3 protein-coding genes are annotated in these 24191 nt (G+C 73.0%); 1 reads left to right on the forward strand and 2 read right to left on the reverse strand.

Annotated features, from left to right (window positions below; genetic code table 11):
* Position 1: 1 nt before the first annotated feature.
* Positions 2-466 (reverse strand): hypothetical protein, encoded by a 465-nt coding sequence (locus tag ACQPYE_RS18420; RefSeq protein WP_498722610.1) that lies wholly within the window; start codon positions 464-466, stop codon positions 2-4.
* 14 nt (positions 467-480) lie between these two features.
* Complete coding sequence (locus ACQPYE_RS18425) at positions 481-1392, reverse strand: hypothetical protein (RefSeq protein ID WP_498722611.1); 912 nt, start codon at positions 1390-1392, stop codon at positions 481-483.
* A 493-nt stretch (positions 1393-1885) separates the two neighbouring features.
* On the opposite strand from ACQPYE_RS18425, the gene ACQPYE_RS18430 reads away from it, so the two are divergent.
* On the forward strand, positions 1886-24187 hold the full coding sequence (locus ACQPYE_RS18430; RefSeq protein WP_498722612.1) for an SDR family NAD(P)-dependent oxidoreductase: 22302 nt from the start codon (positions 1886-1888) through the stop codon (positions 24185-24187).
* The last annotated feature ends 4 nt before the right edge of the window (positions 24188-24191 follow it).

Raw genomic sequence — 24191 nt, forward strand, 5'->3', positions numbered from 1 at the left:
CTTACTTGGCGTCGCCGCGCAGCATGAGCAGCACGGCGCCCGTGCTCAGGCCGAAGCCGACCACGTGGCCGAACAGGCTGACCCACTGGGCGCCGCCGACCACGAACACCATGTCGCTCATCATCGGGTCGGCGGTCACGCTCAACCACAGCGGCATGACGACCAGCGCGCCGAGGACCCACCAGACCGCGCCGTAGATCATGCTCAGGGCGTAGACCGGCGGCACGAGCTTCAGGTTGCGGGTCAGGGCGCCGAAGCCGGCGCCGGCGATCGCGGAGATCACCATGTGGACGATGAAGCCGACGACGGCGTTCTCGACGCCGACCAGCATGCCGACCATGGACAGGGAGCCCATCCCGGCCATCAACAGCCCGAACACGAGACCGCCGGCGAGCCCGGCCAACGCCCCGTTCCGGATGGGGGACTCCGACCTCGTGGTCGTCGGGACAGCGATTGTCGTGGACACGAGCAGCTCCTTTGTCAGTTGTAGGGCATGGTCGGGAACCAGCCGAACCCGAAGATCGCCGGGACGCGGACGTCCCAGTACACGAGCAGGAACACACCGAGGGAGATGAGCAGCGCCGCGCTGACCAGGGCCGAACGGCGGCTGTTGGAGCTGAACCACCGCAGGAACCGGCCCTTGGTGCCCAGGGCGAGCGCCGCGAACACGACGGCGACGAGCAGGACGTTGCCGATCGACTGGAGCACGAACGTGCCCGCGCCGAAGAGCGGGTTGCCGGAGTCGACGGCGGAGCGGAACAGCTTGATGAACATCGGGTAGGGCCTGCCGATGAGGAACGCCCCGACCAGCGCGCCGAGCACCACCACGCGGGCCACCGGCCGGCCGCGGAACACGTCGGGCAGCACGCCGAGGGCGGCGAGCCCTAGGTAGGCCATCGCCAGTCCGACGACGCCGAACACGACGGCCGACTGCACCAACCGCACCGGCATGTCGCCGACCATCGCGCTCGACAGCTGCGGCAGGCTCGGCCCGACCAGCACGCCCACCGCGCCGTAGACCGCCGACACGCCGACCATGCCGGCGGTGAAGAAGCCCAACGGGCGCAGCAGTGATCGCAGCGTGCCCTGGGTCGACCCACCGGCTTCGCTCATCGGTCCGATCGACGCCGCCATGGCGATGTTGCACGCGGTGAACGTGCCCGCGAGGCCGGAGACGAACGCGAACACCAGGCCGGCTGCGGTGCCCGCGATCGAGGCGGTCGCGGCGTCCTCGCCGAGCAGGGTGTTGGCCACGTTCGCGCCGATCACGTGGTCGACGAACTCGTAGGACCACAGCACGGACAGCAGCACACCGGCGATGACGCTGCCGATGATCAGCCGTCCTGGTCGGGTGGTGCGGTCGGTCCCGATGACGGGCCGGACTTGGGTCATGGGCGTTCACCTCGTTGCGGTCGAAGCGCGCTTCGGTCGACTCAATGTCCTTGGCCGCGTGCCGGTCCGACAACTTCCATGCTGCTGTCCTGCGCCGCCGTCCCGCCCCACCTGACCGGGGCCACCTCCCGCAGGGACGACAGGGCCGTTCGGCGCGCGGGAAACACCCGGCGGGACCATTGGCCGATCGCGAATGCCCGTACCCCGGATACCGAATGGGGGACGGTGTGCGCGTTGTCGCCAAGCGCGGCGGCATTGAAGCCGAATCGCGTCGCCGGTGCCAGTGGCACGATCGGAATCCCGATGCCTGCTCGACGGAAACGCGATACGCCAGTAGCCGGGCCGTGCGGAACCGAGGTACGTTCGGGTCGTCCTTTTTCCACCGCCGGGGGAACAACTGCTCGACACCGCGGTGGCGCGGGCCGCGTTGCTTTCGTCCGGGAACCGTCCCGAATTCTCGCGAGCGGAACAGGGTGACCCGATGGGTGGGGAAATGTCTCGTGCGGACGACCGGATCGCGATCGTCGGAATGTCCTGCCGGCTGCCGGGCGCACCGGACACCGCCGCGTTCTGGCGGCTGCTGCGCGACGGCCTGGACGCGATCACCGCGCCGCCGCCCGGCCGTGCGGGCGACCTGCCCGCGGGCTTCCTGGACCAGGTGGACGCCTTCGACGCGGCGTTCTTCGGCGTCTCGCCCCGCGAGGCCGCCGCGATGGACCCGCAGCAGCGGCTGGTGCTGGAGCTGGCGTGGGAGGCCCTGGAGGACGCGCGGATCGTCCCCGGCACGCTCACCGGCGGACGCACGGGCGTGTTCATCGGCGCGACCTGGGACGACTACACCACCCTGAGCTACCCGGCGCACGTCACCCCGCACACGATGACCGGCACGAACCGGGGCGTCATCGCCAACCGCGTGTCGCACTTCCTCGGCGTGCGCGGACCCAGCCTCACCGTGGACGCGGCGCAGTCGTCCGCGCTGGTCGCGGTGCACCTGGCGGTGGAGAGCCTGCGGCGCGGCGAGACGGCGCTCGCCCTGGCCGGCGCGGTGAACCTCAACCTCGCCGCCGGTCGCGAGGCGAGCGGGGTCGAGTTCGGCGGGCTGTCGCCGGACGGCCGCAGCCACACCTTCGACGCCCGCGCCAACGGGTTCGCCCGCGGCGAGGGCGGCGGCGTGGTCGTGCTCAAGCCGCTGGCCCGGGCGCTCGCCGACGGCGACCCGGTGCACGCGGTGATCCTCGGCAGCGCGGTGAACAACGACGGCCCGACCCGCAGCCTCACCGTGCCCAGCGCCCACGCGCAGGCCCAGGTCATCGGCGACGCTTTGACCAGCGCGGACGTCCGACCGGACGACGTGCAGTACGTCGAGCTGCACGGCACCGGCACCCCGGTCGGCGACCCGGTCGAAGCCGCCGGCCTCGGCGCCGCGCACGCCGGGCGCGCCACCGAGCTGCTGGTCGGCTCGGCGAAGACCAACGTCGGCCACCTGGAGGGCGCGGCGGGCATCGTCGGCCTGCTCAAGACCGTGCTGAGCATCCGCCACCGCGCCCTGCCGGCCAGCCTCAACCACGTCACGCCCAACCCCGCCATCCCGTTCGACGAGCTGAAGCTGCGCGTGCAGACCGAGCTCACCCCGTGGCCGCGCGCCGACCGGCCGCTGATCGCGGGCGTGTCGGCCTTCGGCATGGGCGGCACGAACGCGCACGTCGTCGTCGCCCAACCCCCGGACCGGGAGCCGGTCGAGACCGAGGAGCCCGGGTCGGGAGCGATGCCGTGGTTGCTGTCCGGCAAGACCGAGCAGGCGCTGCGGGCGCAGGCCAGGCGGCTGCACGACCACCTCGCCGACCACCCCGGACCGACCCCCGCCGAGGTCGGCCACGCGCTGGCGACCACGCGCACGCACTTCACCCACCGGGCCGTCGTCCTCGGCGAGGCCTCGCTCACCGCGCTCGCCGAAGGCCGCCCGGCGCCGGACCTGGTCACCGGCCGGGCCGCCGACCTGGGCCGGACCGCGTTCGTCTTCCCCGGCCAGGGCGCGCAGTGGGTCGGCATGGGCCGCGACCTCTACGCGAGCGAGCCGGTGTTCCGGGACAGCGTCGACGCCTGCGCCGCCGCCCTCGCGCCCCACACCGACTGGTCGCTGGTCGACGTGCTGCACGGCGACGCGCTGGACCGGGTGGACGTGGTGCAGCCGACGCTGTTCGCGGTGATGGTGTCGCTGGCCGCGCTGTGGCGGTCCCACGGCGTCGAACCGGACGCGGTGGTCGGCCATTCCCAAGGCGAAATCGCCGCCGCGCACGTGGCGGGCGCATTGTCGTTGGCCGACGCGGCACGCGTGGTGGCATTGCGCAGCCGCGCCCTCATCTCATTGGCTGGACAGGGCGGAATGATTTCCGTCACACTTCCGGTCGACCAGGCCGAACAATTCACGGCACGCTGGGGCGACCGGTTGACGGTCGCCGTGGTGAATGCTCCCGGCGCGGTCGTGGTGTCCGGTGAGCCCGCCGCGCTGGCCGAGTTGTCGGCGGCGTGCGAGACGGCCGGCATTCGGGCGCGCGCCATTCCGGTGGATTACGCCGCCCATTCGGCGCAGGTGTCCGCCATTCGGCGACGGCTGCTGGCCGACCTCGCCGACGTGCGGCCCCGGCCGGGGGACGTGCCGTTCTACTCGGCGGTCACCGGCGGCCTGCTCGACACCACCGGCCTCGACGCCGACTACTGGTACCGCAACCTGCGCGAGCCGGTCCGGTTCGACCTGGCCACCGCCGCGCTGGCCGCCGACGGCCACGACGTGCTGATCGAGGTGAGCCCGCACCCGGTGCTGGCGCCGGCGCTGGACGTCGCGGTGGCCACCGGCACCCTGCGCCGCGACCAGGGCGGGCGGGAGGAGTTCCTGGCCGCGTTGAGCCGGGTGTTCGTGGCCGGTGGGCACGTCGACTTCACGCCCGCGTTCCCGGCCCGGGTCGAGCCGGTCGACCTGCCCGCGTACGCGTTCCAACGCCGGTCGCACTGGCTGGGCGGCGTCACGCCCGAAGCGCCCGCCGAGCCGACCGCCGACCCCGGCGACCAGGTGACGGCCGCCATCGCGGCCGTGCTCGGGCACGCCGACGCCGACGAGATCGACCCCACCCTGACGTTCAAGGACCTCGGGTTCGACTCGGTCATGGGTGTCGCGCTGCGCGACCGCATCAACAACGCGCTCGGCCTGCGGCTGTCGTCCGGGCTGATCTACGACCACCCGACGCCCGCCGAACTGGTGGCGCACCTGCGTGACGGCGCAGTGGACGAGCCGGCCGGCGTGGCGGTGGTGGCCCGCGCGGCGGCGGTGGACGACGACCCGATCGTCATCGTCGGGATGGGCTGCCGGTTCCCCGGCGGCGTGGCGTCGCCGGAGGACCTGTGGCGGCTGGTGACCGCCGAGGTGGACGCGATCGGCGGCTTCCCGGCCGACCGCGGCTGGGACCTGGGCCGGCTGCACGACCCGGAGCTGCGCAGCGGCGGCACGAGCGCCGTGGCCGAGGGCGGGTTCCTGGCCGACGTGGGTGGGTTCGACGCGTCGTTCTTCGGGATCTCGCCGCGTGAGGCGGTGGCGATGGATCCTCAGCAGCGTTTGGTGCTGGAGACGGCGTGGGAGACGTTCGAGCACGCGGGGATCGACCCGACCTCGTTGCACGGGAGCCGGACGGGGGTGTTCACCGGCATCTGGTCGTCCGGGTACGCGGTCGGCACGCCGGTGCCCGAGGACGTCGAGGGCTACCTGGTCACCGGCACGGCGACGAGCGTGACGTCCGGCCGGGTCGCCTACCACCTGGGTCTGCGCGGCCCGGCCCTGTCGGTCGACACGGCGTGCTCGTCGTCGCTGGTGGCGATCCACCTGGCGGCGCAGGCGCTGCGGTCCGGCGAGTGCGACCTGGCGCTGGCCGGTGGCGTCACGGTGATGGCGACGCCGGTCATCTTCACCGAGTTCTCGCGGCAGCGCGGGCTCGCGCCGGACGGCCGCAGCAAGCCGTTCTCCGCCTCCGCCGACGGCACGAGCTGGGGCGAGGGCGCGGGTCTGGTGCTGTTGGAGCGGTTGTCTGACGCGCGTCGGCTCGGGCACCGGGTGTTGGCGGTGGTGGCGGGTTCGGCGGTGAACCAGGACGGTGCGTCGAACGGTCTGACCGCGCCGAACGGTCCGTCTCAGGAGCGGGTGATCCGGCAGGCCCTGGCGAACGCCGGCCTGCGGCCGTCCGACGTGGACGCGGTCGAGGCGCACGGCACGGGCACCACCTTGGGCGACCCGATCGAGGCCCAGGCGCTGTTGACCACCTACGGCCAGGACCGCGCGGAGCCGTTGTGGTTGGGGTCGGTGAAGTCGAACATCGGCCACACGCAGGCGGCGGCCGGTGTGGCGGGTGTGATCAAGATGGTGATGGCGCTGCGGCACGGCGTGCTGCCCAAGACGTTGCACGTGGACGAGCCGACGCCGCACGTGGACTGGACGGCCGGGGACATCCGGCTGCTCACCGAGCCCGCCACCTGGCCGGACACCGACCGTCCTCGGCGCGCGGCCGTCTCGGCGTTCGGCATCAGCGGCACGAACGCCCACCTCGTGCTCCAGCAGTCCCCCGACGCCGTCGCCACGCCGGTCGACGAGGACCGGGCGGTGCCGTGGCTGGTGAGCGCGAAGACCGAGGCGGCGCTGCACACCCAAGTCGAACGGCTGCGCGAGTACGCGCTCACGCACCCGGACGTGCCGGTCGCCGCTGTCGCCGGTGAACTGGCCACCCGCGCCCGGTTCCGCCACCGCGCAGTGCTGGTCGGCGCGGATCGGGCCGGGCTGCTCGCCACCCCGCCACCGGCCGCCCCTCCGGCCACCACCGGTGACCTGGTGTTCGTGTTCCCGGGTCAGGGTGCGCAGTGGGTGGGGATGGGCCGGGAGTTGTACGCGACCGAGCCGGTGTTCCGGGAGACCGTCGACGCGTGCGAGCGGGCGTTGGAGCCGTACGTCGATTGGTCGTTGGTGGAGGTGTTGGCCGGCGGTTCGTTGGATCGTGTGGATGTGGTGCAGCCCGCGTTGTTCGCGATGATGGTGTCGCTGGCGGCGTTGTGGCGTTCGTTCGGTGTCGAGCCGGACGCCGTGGTCGGCCACTCGCAGGGTGAGATCGCGGCGGCTCACGTGGCCGGAGCGCTCTCCTTGGAGGACGCGGCCCGGGTCGTCGCGTTGCGCAGCAAAGCTCTGGTGGCGATTTCCGGCTTGGGCGGCATGGTGTCGGTGACCCTGCCTCCCGACGCGGAGTTGTTGTCCCGTTGGGGTGATCGGCTGACGGTCGCGGTGGTCAACTCGGCGTCCACGGTGGTGGTGTCCGGCGAACCGGGCGCGTTGGACGAGCTGGTGGCGCTGTGCGAGCGCGAGGGTGTCAACGCGCGGCGGATCCCGGTGGACTACGCGGCGCATTCGGCACAGGTGGAGGCGGTTCGGGAGCGGTTGTTGGCGGATTTGGCGGAGATCAGTCCACAGCCGGCGCGGGTTCCGTTCTACTCCACGGTGGCCGAGGGTTTGGTGGAGGTGGTCGATGCCGCTTATTGGTATCGGAACCTGCGTGAGCCGGTGCGGTTCGATCGTGCCGTCGAGGCGTTGACGGCTGCTGGGCACGGGGTGTTCGTGGAGGTCAGCCCGCATCCGGTGCTGGTGCCCGCGCTGGACGTCCCGGTCGCCACCGGCACCCTGCGCCGTGACCAGGGTGGGACCGGGGAGTTCCTCACGGCGGCCGGACGGCTGTTCGTCGCCGGCGTGGACGTCGACTGGACCCCCGCGCTGCCGCCGGCCGGTGGTGCGGACCTGCCGACCTACGCCTTCCAGCACGAGCAGTACTGGCTCACCCCCACGACGCAGACCGTGGACCCGTGGCGGTACGAGGTCACGTGGACGCCCGTGACGCCCACCTCCGCGCCGGCCGGGCGGTGGCTGGTGCTGCGACCCGACGGCGGGCACCCGTGGGTGGACGCGGCGGTCGAGGCGTTGCGGGACAGCGGTGTCGAGGTGGTCGACACGGCGGAACGGGTCGACGGCGTGCTGTCGTTCCTGGCGCTGGACGACTCGCCGCACCCGGACCACCCGGCCGTGCCCGTCGGCTTGGCGCGGACGTTGGCCGCGGTGCGGGACCTCGGAGCCCCGCTGTGGTGCGTGACCAGCGGCGCGTTCGGCGACCGGCCGCGGCAGGCGCTGGTCTGGGGACTGGGCACCTCGGCCGCCCTGGAGTTCCCCGACCGGTGGGGCGGTCTCGTGGACGTCCCGGCCACACCGGACGCGGTGGGCGTGCGACGCCTGCTTGCCGCGATCGGCGGCCGGGAGGACCAGGTGTCGATCCGCGCCGAGGGCGTCTTCGCCCGCAGGCTGCGCCGGGCCAGGCCGACCCCGCCGGTCCGGACGTGGCGGCCCGGGGGAACGGCCCTGATCACGGGCGGCACGGGCGCGCTCGGCGCGCAGGTGGCCCGCTGGCTCGTCGGCCAGGGCGCCGAGCACCTGGTGCTGGTCAGCCGCAGCGGGCCGGACGCCCCCGGCGCGGCCGAACTGCGGGAGGAACTGGCCTCCGCCGGCGCGCGGGTCACGGTGGCCGCGTGCGACGTGGCGGACCGGGCCGCGCTGGCGGCGTTGCTGGCCGAGGTCGGTGACGTCAGGTCGGTGTTCCACACGGCCGGCGTGATCAGGTCCGGCCGGCTGGCCGACGACGACGTGGCCGGGTTCGCCGACGTGATCACCGCCAAGGTCGCGGGCGCGACGCACCTCGCCGACCTGCTGCCCGACCTCGACGCGTTCGTGCTGTTCTCGTCCACGGCCGGGGTCTGGGGCGACGGGCACGGCGCGGCCTACGCGGCGGGCAACACGTTCCTCGACGCCCTCGCCGCCCGGCACCGCGCCGAGGGCCGGGCGACCACGTCGGTGGCGTGGGGCATCTGGGCCGAGGGCGGCATGGCCGCGCTGGAGTCGGTGCGGCGGCAGCGGCGGCTGCTCGGCCTCGGCGAGATGCCGTCCGGGCGGGCGCTGGCGGCGTTGCGGGACGTGCTCGACCAGGACGTGCCGCACGCCGTGGTCACCCCGGTCGACTGGGCGGAGTTCGCCCCCGCGTACACCCGCCTGCGGCCGAGCAGGCTGCTCGCCGACCTGCCCGAGGCCCAGGTCCGGGAGGAGCGGGCCGAGCCCGCCGCCGTGCCGTCCGACGTGGACGTGCTCGACGTGATCGCCACCCACACCGCCGCCGTGCTGGGCCACGCCTCGTCGGACGCCGTCGACACCGGCCGTGCGTTCAAGGACCTCGGCTTCGACTCGCTGACCGCCGTCGAACTGCGCAACCGCCTCGCCACCGCCCTGGGCCGCCGGCTGCCGTCCACGCTGGTCTTCGACCACCCCACGCCCGAACGGCTCGCCGCACACCTGCGCGGTGAGCGCGCCGCCACCGCCACCACGTCCGCGGTGGCGACCGACGAGCCGATCGCGATCGTCGGCATGGGCTGCCGGTTCCCCGGCGGCGTCGAGTCGCCGGACGACCTGTGGCGGCTGGTGTTCGGGGGAGTGGACGCCATCGGCGGGTTCCCCGACGACCGCGGCTGGGACCTGGACCGGCTGTTCGACCCCACGTCCGCCCGGCCACGCACGTCGTCCACCCGGCACGGCGGGTTCCTGACCGACGCGGCCGGGTTCGACGCGGCGTTCTTCGGGATCTCGCCGCGTGAGGCGTTGGCGATGGATCCTCAGCAGCGGGTGTTGTTGGAGACGGCGTGGGAGGCGTTCGAGCACGCGGGCATCGACCCGACGTCGTTGCAGGGCAGTGAGACGGGTGTGTTCACCGGCATCTGGTCCACCGGGTACGCCGCCGGGCCCATCCCGGACGACCTGGAGGGCTACCAGGTCACCGGCACGGCGACCAGCATCGGCTCCGGGCGGCTCTCCTACCTGCTCGGCCTGGTCGGGCCGGCGCTGTCGCTGGACACCGGGTGCTCGTCGTCGCTGGTCGCGCTGCACTTGGCCGCGCAGGCGCTGCGGTCCGGCGAGTGCGACCTCGCGCTGGCCGGCGGGGTCACGGTCAACGCCTCGCCGTCGTTGTTCACCGAGATGTCCCGGCAGGGCGCGAGCGCGCCGGACGGCCGCAGCAAGTCCTTCGCCGCCGCCGCCGACGGCGCCGGGTGGGCCGAGGGCGCGGGCCTGCTGCTGCTGGAACGCCTGTCCGACGCCCGCCGCAACGGCCACCACGTGCTGGCCGTCGTGCGGGGGACCGCGGTCAACCAGGACGGTGCGTCGAATGGTTTGACCGCGCCGAACGGTCCGTCTCAGGAGCGGGTGATCCGGCAGGCGTTGGCGAACGCGGGTCTGGAGCCGTCCGACGTGGACGCGGTGGAGGCGCACGGCACCGGCACCACGTTGGGTGATCCGATCGAAGCGCAGGCCCTGCTGGCCACGTACGGCGTCGGGCGTGCGGAGCCGTTGTGGCTGGGCTCCGTGAAGTCGAACATCGGCCACACGCAGGCCGCCGCCGGCGCCGCCGGTGTGATCAAGATGGTGATGGCGCTGCGGCACGGCGTGCTGCCCAAGACGTTGCACGTGGACGAGCCGTCGCCGCACGTGGACTGGGAGGCCGGCAACGTCCGGTTGCTGACCGAGTCCGTCGCCTGGCCGGACACCGACCGTCCTCGGCGGGCGGCCGTATCGGCGTTCGGCATCAGCGGCACGAACGCGCACACGATCATCGAGCAGGCGCCCGAGGTGGCGCGGCCGGAGGAGTCCGACCCGCTCTGGCTGTTGTCGGCCAAGACACCGGAGGCGTTGCGGGACCAAGCGCGTCGGCTGCGCGACTTCGTGGCCGAACGTCCGGGCGAGAACGCCGAGATCGGTCGGGCACTGGCTGGTCGGGCGCGTTTTGATCATCGTGCGGTGGTGTTGGATCCGGTGGCTTTGGGTGCGTTGGCGGAGGGTCGTGAGCATCCGGGTGTGGTGACGGGCACGGCGTCTGTGTTGGGGAAGTCTGTGTTCGTGTTCCCGGGTCAGGGTGCGCAGTGGGTGGGGATGGGTCGGGAGTTGTACGCGTCCGAGCCGGTGTTCCGGGATGCGGTGGACGCGTGCGAGCGGGCGTTGGCTCCGCATGTGGATTGGTCGTTGGTGGAGGTGTTGGCCGGCGGTGGGTTGGATCGTGTAGATGTGGTGCAGCCGGCGTTGTTCGCGATGATGGTGTCGTTGGCGGCGTTGTGGCGTTCGCGTGGTGTCGTGCCGGATGCGGTGGTGGGGCATTCGCAGGGTGAGATCGCGGCGGCGTATGTGGCGGGGGCGTTGTCGCTGGAGGATGCGGCGCGGGTGGTCGCGTTGCGCAGTAAGGCTTTGGTGGCGATCAGTGGTCAGGGCGGCATGGTGTCGGTGTCGTTGCCGCCGGACGCGGAGTTGTTGTCCCGTTGGGGTGATCGGCTGTCGATCGCGGTGATGAACTCTGCGTCCACGGTGGTGGTGTCGGGTGAGCCGGGCGCGTTGGACGAGCTGGTGGCGCTGTGCGAGCGGGAGGGTGTCAACGCGCGGCGGATCCCGGTGGACTACGCGGCGCACTCGGCGCAGGTCGAGGCGATCCGGGAACAACTGCTCGCCGACCTGGCCGACATCACGCCGAGGCGTGGCCGCGTGCCGTTCTACTCGACGGTGACCGGTGAGCCGGTCGAGACCGTCGATGCCGCCTACTGGTACCGGAACCTGCGGGAGCCGGTGCGCTTCGACCGGGCGACGGCGGCGCTGCTGGCCGCCGGGCACGAGGTGTTCGTGGAGGTCAGCCCGCACCCGGTGCTGGTGCCCGCGCTGGACGTCCCGGTCGCCACCGGCACCCTCCGCCGCGACCACGGCGACTTCCGCGCCGCACTGGCCACCCTGGTCGTGCGCGGCTTCCCGCTGCCCCGGTCGACCCCGGGGCGGATCGCAGTGCCGACCTACCCGTTCCAGCGGACGCGCTACTGGCTCGTGCCGAGCACGGCGGAGTCCACGCTCGGCCACCCGTTGCTGGACGCGTCCGTGGACCTGCCGGACGACCAGGGCGCGGTGCTGACCGGTCGCCTCTCGACCCGCACCCACCCGTGGCTGGCCGACCACGCCGTCGACGGCACGGTGCTGCTGCCCGGCACGGCGTTCGTGGAACTGGCCGCCGCGGCGGGACGTGCCCTGGGCTGCCCGGTCGTCGCGGACCTCGTGCTGCACGTGCCGCTGACCGTGACCGAACGCCCGACGCACGTCCAGGTGTCCGCAGGCGCGCCGGACCACGCGGGACGCCGACCGGTCGTCGTGCACTCGAAGGTCGACGGTGAGTGGGTCCGCCACGCCTCCGGCACGCTCGACCACGCCCAGGCACCGACCGCCTCCGCGTGGGAGCCCACGGGCGAGCAGGTCGACCCGGACGGGTTCTACGACCACCTCGCCGACCTCGGCTACGAGTACGGCCCGGCCTTCCGGGGCGTGCGGGCGCTGTGGCGCGGCGACGACGAGCTGTTCGCCGAGGTCCAGGTGCCGGACGGGGCCAAGTTCGGCCTGCACCCGGCGCTGCTGGACGCCGCGCTGCAACCGGTGATCCTGCTGCACCCGGACACCCGCCTGCGCCTGCCCTTCTCCTTCACCGGCATCGCCGTGCACACGACGGGTCTCTCGGCGGTCCGCGTCCACCTGACCCGCACCGGCCCGGACGCGTACGCGGTCACGTTGACCGACCTCGCGGGCGCGCCGGTGGCGACGATCGAAGCGCTGACCGTGCGACCCGCCGCCGAGCCCGCGACCACGCTGCTGCGCACCGAATGGGTGCCGCCGGCGGAGTCCGCACCGGTGCCCGTGCGCCTCGCGCCGCTGCTGAGCGGCCCGGCCGACGCCGAGTCCGTGCACGACCTCACCCGACGGGCGCTCGGCCTGGTCCAGGAGTTCCTGGCCTCCGACGACCGGGCGCGGCTGGTCGTGCCGACCCTGGCGGACGACCCGGCGGGTGCGGCGGTTCGCGGGCTGGTCCGCAGCGCCGCCGCCGAGCACCCGGGCCGGTTGGTGGCGGTCGGGTTGGCCGGCGACGCGACGGTGGCGCAGGCGTCGGACGCGGCGGCCGTGGCGGGCGACGAGGTGGAGCTGGCGATCCGCGGTGACGCGGTCCTGGCACCCCGGCAGGTGCCGTTCCGGTCGCGGCCGACGTCGCTCGACGGTCCGTGGCGACTGGTCGAGTCGGGCACGGGCAGCCTGGACGACCTGACGTTCGCGGAGGTGGCCGAGCCGCCGTTGGCACCGGGCCAGGTGCGCCTCGGGGTGCGCGCGGCGGGGGTGAACTTCCGGGACGTGCTCATCGCGTTGGGGATGTACCCGGACGCGGCGTCGCTGGGCGGCGAGGCGGCCGGGACGATCGTAGAGGTCGGGCCCGGTGTCACGCGGTGGCAGGTGGGTGACCGGGTGCTCGGTCTCGCGTCCGGCGCGTTCGGGCCGCGTGCCGTCGCCGACGGGCGGGTGCTCGCCCCGGTCCCGGACGGCTGGTCGTTCACGCAGGCCGCCGCGGTCCCGGTGGCGTTCCTGACCGCGTGGCACGGGCTGGTGGACCTCGGCCGCGTCCGGCCGGGCGACCGGGTCCTGATCCACTCCGGCGCGGGTGGCGTCGGCATGGCGGCCATCCAGTTGGCCCGGCACCTGGGCGCGGAGGTGTTCGCCACGGCGAGCCCCGGCAAGTGGGACGCGTTGCGTGGCTTGGGTTTGGCCGATGACCACATCGCGTCGTCGCGGACGTTGGAGTTCGAGCAGCTGTTCCCGCACGTGGACGTGGTGCTGAACTCCCTGGCCGGTGAGTTCACCGACGCGTCGTTGCGCCTGCTCGCGCCCGGTGGCCGGTTCGTGGAGATGGGCAAGACGGACATCCGGGTCCTCGACGGAGTCGACTACCGGGCGTTCGACCTCAACGACGCCGACCCCGCCCACCTGGGTGACGTGCTGACCGAGGTGCTGCGGCTGTTCGGCGACGGCGCGCTCCGGCTGCCGCCCGTCGCCACCCACGACGTCCGGCGCGCGGTGGACGCGTTCCGGCTGATGAGCCAGGCCGGGCACGTCGGCAAGCTGGTGCTCACCGTGCCCCGGCTCGCCGACGGCACGGTGTTGGTCACCGGCGGCACCGGGACGCTCGGGCGGGCGTTGGCGCGGCACCTGGTCTCCCGCCACGGCGTGCGGCGGCTGGTGCTGGCGAGCCGCAGCGGTGGCGAGGCACCGGAGCTGGACGCGGACGTGCGCGTGGTCGCGTGCGACGTGGCCGATCGCACGCAGGTCGCGGAGCTGCTGGCGTCGATCCCCGACCTGACCGTCGTGGTGCACGCCGCCGGTGTGCTGGACGACGCCGTGGTGCAGGGCCTCACCCCTGAACAGCTGGACCGCGTGCTGCGGCCCAAGGTGGACGGCGCCTGGCACCTGCACGAGCTGACCGCCGACCTGGACGCGTTCGTGCTGTTCTCCGCCGCCGCCGGCGTGCTGGGCAACGCCGGCCAGGCCAACTACGCCGCCGCCAACTCCTACCTCGACGCCCTCGCCCGGCACCGGCACGCCCTCGGCCTGCCGGCCGTCTCGATGGCCTGGGGCCACTGGGCCGAGACGTCGGGCATGACCGCGCACCTCACCGCGACGGACAAGGAGCGCTTCGCCCGCGCCGGCATCGCCCCGATGACGACCGAACAGGCATTGGCCCTGTTCGACGCGGCACTCGCGAGCGGACAGCCCGCGGTGACGACCGCGCACCTGACCACCCGCGCGCCCCGCGCGCTCCCGCCACCCGCCGCGCCCCGGACCGACCTGCTGTCCCTCGTCACCACCCACACCACGGCCGTGCTCGGGCACACCGACGCGTCCGCGATCAACCCCCGGCTGGCCTTCCGCGACCTCGGGTTCGACTCGCTCACCGCCGTGGAGCTGCGCAACCGGCTCACCACCGCGACCGGCCTCCGCCTGCCCGCGACCCTCGTCTTCGACCACCCGACGCCCGAGGAACTGGCCGAGCACCTGCGGCAGGAGCTGTCGGGCACGCGTCCCGAGACCGTCGAGCCGGTCGTGCGCGCCGCGGAGGACGACGACCCGATCGTGATCGTGGGCATGGGCTGTCGGCTGCCGGGCGGTGTCGAGTCGCCGGACGACCTGTGGCGGCTGGTGGTGGACGGGGTCGACGCCATCGGCGACTTCCCGACCGACCGCGGCTGGGACCTGGACCGCCTCTACCACCCGGACCCCGACCACCCCGGGACCAGCTACACCCGGTCCGGCGGCTTCCTGAGCGACGCGGCCGGGTTCGACGCGGACTTCTTCGGCATCTCGCCCCGTGAGGCGTTGGCGATGGACCCGCAACAACGCGTGCTGCTGGAGACCGCGTGGGAGACCATCGAGCACGCCGGCATCGACCCGACCTCGTTGCGGGGCAGTCAGACGGGCGTGTTCACCGGCCTGTGGTCTTCCGGGTACGGGGGCGTGGTCGACCAGGCCCCGCGTGACGCCGAGGGCTACCTGGCGACCGGCATCTCACCGAGCGTCACGTCCGGTCGCGTCGCCTACCTGCTCGGGTTGCGCGGCCAGGCCGTGTCGGTGGACTCCGCGTGCTCGTCGTCGCTGGTGGCGATGCACCTGGCCGCGCAGGCGCTGCGGTCGGGTGAGTGCGACCTGGCGTTGGCCGGCGGTGTGACGGTGATCGTGAACCCGCTGGGGTTCACCGAGTTCTCGCGGCAGCGCGGGTTGGCGGCGGACGGTCGGTGCAAGCCGTTCTCCGCTGCCGCCGACGGCACGAGTTGGGGTGAGGGCGCGGGTCTGGTGCTGTTGGAGCGGTTGTCGGACGCGCGTCGACTCGGGCACCGGGTGTTGGCGGTGGTGGCGGGTTCGGCCGTGAACCAGGACGGCGCGTCGAACGGTCTGACCGCGCCGAACGGTCCGTCGCAGGAGCGGGTTATCCGCCAGGCCCTGGCGAGTGCCGGCGTTCGTCCGTCCGAAGTGGACGCCGTCGAGGCGCACGGTACCGGCACCACGCTGGGCGATCCGATCGAGGCCCAGGCGTTGTTGGCGACGTACGGGGCGGAGCGGTCCGAGCCGCTGTGGTTGGGGTCGGTGAAGTCGAACATCGGTCACACGCAGGCGGCTGCGGGTGTGGCGGGTGTGATCAAGATGGTGATGGCGTTGCGGCACGGTCGGTTGCCGAAGACGTTGCACGTGGACGAGCCGACGCCGCACGTGGACTGGACGGCCGGGGATATCCGGTTGCTGACCGAACCGGTCGCGTGGCCTGAGGTCGGTCGTCCGCGCCGGGCGGGTGTGTCGTCGTTCGGGGTGAGCGGCACCAACGCGCACGTCATCATCGAGCAGGCCCCCGAGACCGTCGCGGAGTTGGCCGGGGACGTCGGTCAGGCCCCGTGGGTGATCACGGGCAAGTCCGAGCGGGCGTTGCGCGACCAGGCTCGCCGGCTGGCCCGGGCCGTCACCGAGGCTGACGCGTCCGCCGTGGCCCGCGTCCTGGCGGGTCGGGCGCGTTTTGATCATCGTGCGGTGGTGTTGGATCCGGTGGCTTTGGGTGCGTTGGCGGAGGGTCGTGAGCATCCGGGTGTGGTGACGGGTGTGGCGTCTGTGTTGGGGAAGTCGGTGTTCGTGTTCCCGGGTCAGGGTGCGCAGTGGGTGGGGATGGGTCGGGAGTTGTACGCGGCGGAGCCGGTGTTCCGGGATGCGGTCGACGCGTGTGGGCGGGCGTTGGAGCCGTACGTCGACTGGTCGTTGGTGGAGGTGTTGGCCGGCGGTTCGTTGGATCGTGTGGATGTGGTGCAGCCGGCGTTGTTCGCGATGATGGTGTCGTTGGCGGCGTTGTGGCGTTCGCGTGGTGTCGAGCCGGATGCGGTGGTGGGGCATTCGCAGGGTGAGATCGCGGCGGCTTACGTGGCGGGGGCGTTGTCGCTGGAGGATGCGGCGCGGGTGGTCGCGTTGCGCAGCAAGGCTTTGGTGGCGATTTCCGGCTTGGGCGGCATGGTGTCGGTGACCCTGCCTCCCGACGCGGAGTTGTTGTCCCGTTGGGGTGATCGGCTGTCGATCGCGGTGGTGAACGCGGCGGACTCGGTGGTCGTGTCCGGCGAACCGGTCGCGCTCGCCGAACTCGTGGCGGTCTGCGAGGCCGAAGGCATCCGGGCCCGCGTACTCCCGGTGGACTACGCGGCGCATTCGGCGCAGGTGGAGGCGGTTCGGGAGCGGTTGTTGGCGGATCTGGCGGAGATCAGCCCACAGCCGGCGCGGGTTCCGTTCTACTCCACGGTGGCCGAGGGTTTGGTGGAGGTGGTCGATGCCGCTTATTGGTATCGGAACTTGCGTGAGCCGGTGCGGTTCGATCGTGCCGTCGAGGCGTTGACGGCTGCTGGGCACGGGGTGTTCGTGGAGGTCAGTCCGCATCCGGTGCTGGTGCCCGCGTTGGACGTCCCGGTCGCCACCGGCACCCTGCGCCGCGATCACGGCGACTTCACCGCCGCCGCTGCCCGCCTGTTCGTCGCCGGCGTGGACGTCGACTGGACCCTGCCCGCCGCCGGTCACGTCGACCTGCCCACCTACCCGTTCCAGCACGACCGCTACTGGCTGGCCCCCGTGCCGGGGTCCGCCGACGTGACCGCGGCCGGCCTCGACGCGACCGACCACCCGCTGCTCGGCGCGGCCGTGGAACTCGCGGCGGGGCACGGGGTGGTGCTCACCGGGCGGCTGTCGACGGCCACCCAGCCGTGGCTGGCCGATCACGCCATCCACGGCTCGGTGCTCCTGCCCGGCACCGGTTTCGTCGAACTCGCCCTGCGGGCCGGCGCCCAGGTCGGCCGGCACGTGCTGGACGAGCTGCTGCTGGAAGCCCCGATGGTGCTGTCCGCGCAGGACCCCGTGCCGGTGCAGGTGGTGGTCGACGGCACGGAGGTCGCCGTCCACTCCCGCGTCGACGGCGACTGGGTCCGGCACGCCACCGGCACGCTCGGCGTCGACGTGCCCGCGTTCCGCCCCCTCCGGTGGCCGTCGGACGCCGAACCCGTCGACCTCACCGGCTTCTACGACGACCTCGCGGCCCGCGGCTACGAGTACGGCCCGGCGTTCGAGGGCGTGCGAGCGGTGTGGCGGCACGGTGACGAGCTGTACGCCGAGGTCGCCCTGGACACCCGTGACGGCTTCGGCCTGCACCCCGCGTTGCTGGACGCCGCGTTGCAGCCGCTCACGCTGGTCGCGGCGGGCCGGCTGCCGTTCTCGTTCGCCGGCGTCGCCGTGCTGAGGACCGACGTGACGGCGGCACGCGTCCGCCTGACGCCGACCGGGCCCGACACCTACCGGGTGCTGCTCACCACCGACGTGGGCGAGCCCGTGGCCGTGGTGGACGCGCTGACCGTGCGGCCGATGACGGCGGACTTCCAGACCCGCGACAACCGGGTGTTCCGGCTCGACTGGGTGCCGGTCGCACCGTCGTTCGAGGACACCGCCGTGCACCACGTGGTCAGCGCGCCGGGAGACGACCCGGTGCGAGCCGCGCACGCCCTGGCCGCCGGGACGTTGGCCGTCCTCCAGGACTTCCTGCGCACCTCCGACGACGGCAGGCTCGCGATCGTCACGCACGGCGCGGCCGGGCCAGGTGAGGTGACCGACCTGGCCGCCGCCGCGGTCTGGGGGTTGGTGCGGGCGGCCGAGACCGAGCACCCCGGCCGGTTCGCCCTGGTCGACGTGGACCACGACGGCGAGGTTCGCGTCCCGGCCGACGAGTTCCAGGTGGCGGTCCGCGGTGACGCGGTGCTCGCGCCCCGGTTGAACCGGGCGCCGGGCTCGAACCGCGCGCTCGACCTGGACGGCACCGTGCTGATCACCGGCGGCACCGGCACGCTGGGCGTCCTGGTGGCCCGGCACCTGGTGGCGCGGCACGGCGTCCGGCGGCTGGTGCTGCTCAGCCGTCGCGGCGGCGAGGTGGCGATCGAGGGCGCGGACGTGTCGGTGGTCGCGTGCGACGTGACCGACCGGGCGGCGCTCGCCGACGTGCTCGCCACGATCCCCGACCTGTGCGCCGTCGTGCACGCGGCGGGTGCGCTGGACGACGCCGTGGTGACCTCGCTGACCCCCGAACGCCTGCACGACGTGCTGCGGCCCAAGGTGGACGCCGCGTGGCACCTGCACGAGCTGACCCGTGACTTGACGGCGTTCGTGCTGTTCTCGTCGGCGGCCGGGGTGCTCGGTGGCGCGGGTCAGGGCAACTACGCCGCCGCCAACGCCTTCCTGGACGCCCTCGCCACCCACCGGCACGCCCTGGGCCTGCCCGCCGTGTCGCTGGCCTGGGGGCAGTGGGAGCAGGCCAGCGGCTTGACCGGTCACCTCACCGAAGCCGACCAGAGCCGCCTGGAGCGGTCCGGCATCGTGCCGATGTCCACCGAGCACGCCTTGGCGCTGTTCGACGCGGCATTGGCCGACGGCGCGCCCGCGGTGGTGCCCGCCCGGCTCGACCTCACCGCGCCGTCGTTGCGCGGGTTGACCCGGCGGGCGCGTCGGGTCGTGGACTCGGACCTGGCGCAGCGGCTCGCTTCGCTGCCCGAGACTGAACAGCACGCCGTCGTGCTCGACCTGGTCGGCACGCACACCGCCGTGGTGCTGGGACGCACCGACGGGGTGGCCGCGCACCGGGCGTTCAAGGACCTCGGGTTCGACTCGTTGACCGCGGTGGAGCTGCGCAACCGGCTGGCCTCCGCGCTGGGCGTGAAGCTGCCCGCCACGCTGACGTTCGACCACCCGACGCCGACCGCGCTCGCGACCCACCTGCGAGGACTCCTGCTCGGCCGGGAACGCGAGACCGTCGCGCCGGTCGCGGTGGCCGTCACCGACGACCCGATCGTGGTGGTCGGCATGGCGTGCCGCTACCCGGGCGGTGTCGCGTCGGCGGCGGACCTGTGGCGGCTCGTCGCGGACGGTGTCGACGCGATCGGCGACTTCCCGGACGATCGCGGCTGGGACCTGGACAGGCTCTACGACCCGGCGGGCGGGCCCGGCACCAGCTACACGCGTTCGGGTGGCTTCCTCCGCGACGCGGCCGGGTTCGACGCGGCGTTCTTCGGGATCTCGCCGCGTGAGGCGTTGGCGATGGATCCGCAGCAGCGGGTGTTGTTGGAGACGGCGTGGGAGGCGTTCGAGCACGCGGGCATCGACCCGACGTCGTTGCAGGGGAGCCACACGGGTGTCTTCACCGGCATCTGGTCGTCCGGGTACGGCTCCGGCGCCCAGCCGCCCGACCTGGAGGGCTACCTGTCGACCGGCACCGCCACGAGCGTGACGTCCGGGCGGGTGTCGTACCTGCTCGGTTTGGAAGGTCCGGCGGTGTCGGTGGACACGGCGTGCTCGTCGTCGTTGGTGGCGATCCACCTGGCCGCGCAGGCGCTGCGGTCGGGGGAGTGCACGCTGGCGCTGGCCGGTGGCGTGACGGTGATGGCGACGCCGTCCGGGTACGTGGAGTTCTCCCGGCAGCGGGGCCTGGCGGCGGACGGGCGGATCAAGTCGTTCGCCGACGCGGCCGACGGGACGAGCTGGTCCGAAGGCGCCGGTTTGGTGTTGTTGGAGCGGTTGTCGGAGGCGCGTCGGCTCGGGCATCGGGTGTTGGCGGTGGTGGCGGGTTCGGCGGTGAATCAGGATGGTGCGTCGAATGGTTTGACTGCGCCTAATGGTCCGTCTCAGGAGCGGGTGATTCGTCAGGCTTTGGCGAATGCGGGTTTGGTGTCGTCGGATGTGGATGCGGTGGAGGCGCATGGGACTGGTACGACGTTGGGTGATCCGATTGAGGCTCAGGCGTTGTTGGCTACGTATGGTCAGGAGCGTTCGGAGCCGTTGTGGTTGGGTTCGGTGAAGTCGAACATCGGTCATACGCAGGCGGCTGCGGGTATCGCGGGCGTCATCAAGATGATCATGGCCATGCGGCACGGCGTGCTGCCTCGCACGCTGCACGTCGACCGGCCGACCACGCACGTGGACTGGGAGACCGGCGATGTCCGGCTCCTCACCGAGCCCACGCCCTGGCCCGACGTCGACCGGCCCCGCCGTGCCGGTGTGTCGTCCTTCGGGATCAGCGGGACGAACGCGCACGTGATCCTGGAACACGTTCCTTCGGCTGAGCCGGTCGAGGTCGAGCGGGTGCCGTGGTTGTTGTCGGCGAAGTCGCCGGAGGCGCTGCGCGCGCAGGCACAGCGGCTGCGCGATTTTGCGGACGACCCGGCGGTCGGTGCCGCTCTGGCGACGCGGGCGCGGTTCTCCTATCGCGCCGCGCTCACCGATCCGGCGACGCTCGCCGCGGATCTCGACGCGCTGGCCCGGGGTGACGTGCCGATCGGCGAAGCTCGGACCGGCAAGACGGCGTTCGTGTTCTCGGGTCAGGGTTCGCAGTGGCGTGGTATGGGTCGTGGTCTTTATGACGCGTATCCGGTGTTCGCGGAGGTTGTGGACGAGGTGTGCGGTCGGCTTGGTTTGTCGTTGTGGGAGGCCGATCTGGATCAGACGGGGTTCACGCAGCCGGCGTTGTTCGCGGTCGAGGTTGCCCTGTTCCGGTTGGTGGAGTCGCTGGGTGTGCGGCCCGACTATTTGATCGGGCATTCGGTGGGTGAGATCGCCGCCGCGCATGTTGCGGGTGTGCTGAGCCTGGAGGACGCGTGCACGTTGGTGTTGGCGCGTGGTCGGTTGATGCAGGGGTTGCCGCCGGGTGGCGCGATGGTGTCGATCCGGGCCGCTTCGGCGGAGGTGGCGGAGACGTTGCCCGATGGTGTCGAGATCGCGGCCGTCAACGGGCCCGAGGCGGTGGTCATCTCCGGTGACGAGGACGCGGTGCTGGAGGTCGCGGACCTGTGGGAGACCTTGGGGCACGAGACGCGGCGGTTGGCGGTGAGTCATGCGTTCCACTCGGCTCACATGGAGCCGATGCTGGGGGAGTTCGGGCGGGTGGTGGAGGGGTTGTCGTTCGGTTATCCCCAGTTCCCGATCGTGTCGACGATTTCGTCGGACGGTTCGGATAGCGTTGAGAACAGGGGTCCCCTGGGCGGGGACCTCTCCGCAGGCACGATCTTCGACGCAGGCTATTGGGTGCGTCAGGCGCGGGAGGCGGTGCGGTTCGAGGATGGCATGGAGTGGTTGCGCGCCAATGGCGTGACCACGTTCCTGGAGATCGGTCCGCATCCCACGCTGGTGCCGACGGGGGTGATGCGTCGGGAGGACGACTCACCCGAACGACTCCTCGCCGCCCTGGGCAAGTTGTGGGTCGGTGGGGCCGAGTGGACGTTGCCTACCGAGCCCACCACGCACGCCGTGCACGCCGAGCTGCCGACCTACGCGTTCCAGCGTGAGCGGTTCTGGCTGATGCCGGCCGCGGCGACGGACGTCACGGGCGCCGGGCTCGCCGCGGTCGACCACCCGCTGCTGGGCGCGGTGGTGGAGTTGGCGGACGACCAGGGCGTGGTGCTGACCGGGCAGCTGTCCCCGGCCACCCAGCCCTGGCTCGCGGAGCACACCGTGCTCGGTTCCGTGCTGCTGCCGGGGGCGGCGTTGGTGGAGCTGGCGTTGCGGGCCGGCGGCCAGGTCGACTGCGCGGCGGTCGAGGAGTTGACGCTGGAGGCGCCGCTGGTGCTGGCGGGGGCGGTCGACGTGCGGGTCACGGTCGGCGCGCCCGACCAGGCCGGACGACGCGCCGTCGCCATCCACTCCAGGTCGGACGACGACTGGCGGCGGCACGCCACCGGTCTGCTGGGCGCGGCCTCGGCGCCGACGCCGTGGACGGAACCGGCCACCGAACCGGTCGACCTGACCGGCTTCTACGAGTCCCTGGCCGACGCCGGGTTCGAGTACGGCCCGACGTTCCGGGGCCTGCGGGCCGTCCGGCGGCACGGCGACGACCTCTACGCGGACGTCCGGCTCCCCGCCGACGGCGACCGGTTCACCCTGCACCCCGCGCTGCTGGACGCCGTCCTCCACGCCGTCACGATCGCCGACGACCGCGCCAAGCTGCCGTTCTCCTTCAGCGGCGTCACGGTCTGGTCGCCCGGTCACACCGCGGTCCGCGCCAAGCTCACCGCGACCGGCCCCGAGACCTACCGGGTCAGCCTGGTCGGCCCGGCCGGCGAGCCCGTCGCAGCCATCGAGTCGCTGACCCTCCGCACCCCGCAAGAGGCTCCGCGCCGGCAATCCCTGTACCGGGTCGCCTGGCACGAGACTGACGCTGCCACCGAACCGACCGGGCAGACCGACCAGGTCCACCACGCCACCGACCCCGTCGAGACCCTGGGCGTCGTGCAGGAGTTCCTGGCCGGGAACGACGGTGCGGCCCGGCTGGTCGTGGTGACGCGCGGCGCGGTGTCGGTGCGGGGTGAGGACGTGACCGACCTCCGGGCCGCCGCCGTGTGGGGCCTGGTCCGCTCCGCCGCGTCCGAGCACCCCGGGCGGTTCGTGCTGGTCGACAGCGACGGGCCGGTCCTGGTGGTCGGCGACGAGCCGCAGCTGGCGATCCGGGCCGGCCGCGCCCACCTGCCCAGCCTGGAACGCGCCGAGTACGCGCCGCTGCCGTCCACCCTCAGCCCGGACGGCGCGGTGCTCGTCACCGGCGGCACCGGCGTGCTCGGCGGCGCGGTCGCCCGCCACCTGGTCGCCGAGCACGGCGTCACGCGGCTGGTCCTGGCCAGTCGACGCGGGCCGGACGCGCCCGGCGTCGCCGAGCTGATCGCGGACCTGGCCGGGGCCGATGTCACGGTGGTCGCCTGCGACGTGGCCGACCGCGACGCCGTGGCGCGCCTGCTGGCCGAGCACCCCGTCACCTCGGTCGTCCACACGGCCGGTGTGCTGGACGACGCCGTGGTGCAGTCGCTGGACGCCGAGCGGTTCGCCGCGGTCTGGGAGCCCAAGGCCGCCGCCGCGCTGCACCTGCACGAGCTGACCGACGACCTGGAGGCGTTCGTCCTGTTCTCCTCCGCGGCCGGCCTGCTGGGCGGGCCGGGGCAGGCCAACTACGCCGCCGCGAACACGTTCCTCGACGCCCTGGCCACGCACCGGCACGCCAACGGCCTGCCCGCCGTGTCCCTGGCCTGGGGCCCGTGGGCGCAGACCAGCGGCATGACGGGCAAGCTCACCGACGCCGACCGGCGCCGGATCGCCAAGGCGGGCGTGCTGCCGATGGCGACCGAGGAGGCCCTGGCCCTGTTCGACGCCGCCCTCACGGCGGGTGAACCCGTGCTGGCGCCGGTCCGGCTCGACCGCCGCACGGCGGACCAGCCGCTGGTCCGGCCACGCCACGCGGCAGACCGGTCCGGCGCCGGTCAGGTCGAACCGACGCACGACGTGCTGGTCCTGGTCCGCCGCGCGGTGGCCCGGGTGCTCGGCCACGCCACCACCGACGCCATCGGCCCGCACCAGGCGTTCAAGGACCTCGGGTTCGACTCGCTGACCGCCGTGGAGCTGCGCAACCAGCTCGACGCGGACACCGGGCTGCGACTGCCCGCCACGCTCACCTTCGACCACCCGACCCCGGGCCGGCTGGCCGACCACCTGCGGGAACGGCTGTCCGCGAGCGCACCCGACCCGCTGCTGGCCGAACTCGACCAGCTCAAGTCCGCGCTGGACCGGGCGGAGGTCGCCGACCACGACGCCGTCGCCGCACGACTGGAAGCGCTGCTGGCGTCGTGGACCGCCAAGCGCGCCCAGCCCGAGGACGACCTGGACGACGCCACCGACAGCGAGCTGTTCAGCATCCTCGACGACGAACACCGCAGGACCCAGGTCATCCGATCGGGCGAGCACCGCACCGCGGGGGAGTAGCTGT

It is taken from the genome of Actinosynnema sp. CA-299493 (assembly GCF_050946825.1).
In the GTDB taxonomy this organism is placed as follows: Bacteria; Actinomycetota; Actinomycetes; order Mycobacteriales; family Pseudonocardiaceae; genus Actinosynnema.

Excerpts from the sequence above, each read along its gene's own strand:
- ACQPYE_RS18425 (WP_498722611.1), bottom strand. The coding sequence starts at position 1,392 with ATGACCCAAGTCCGGCCCGTCATCGGGACCGACCGCACCACCCGACCA.
- ACQPYE_RS18430 (WP_498722612.1), top strand. The coding sequence starts at position 1,886 with ATGTCTCGTGCGGACGACCGGATCGCGATCGTCGGAATGTCCTGCCGG.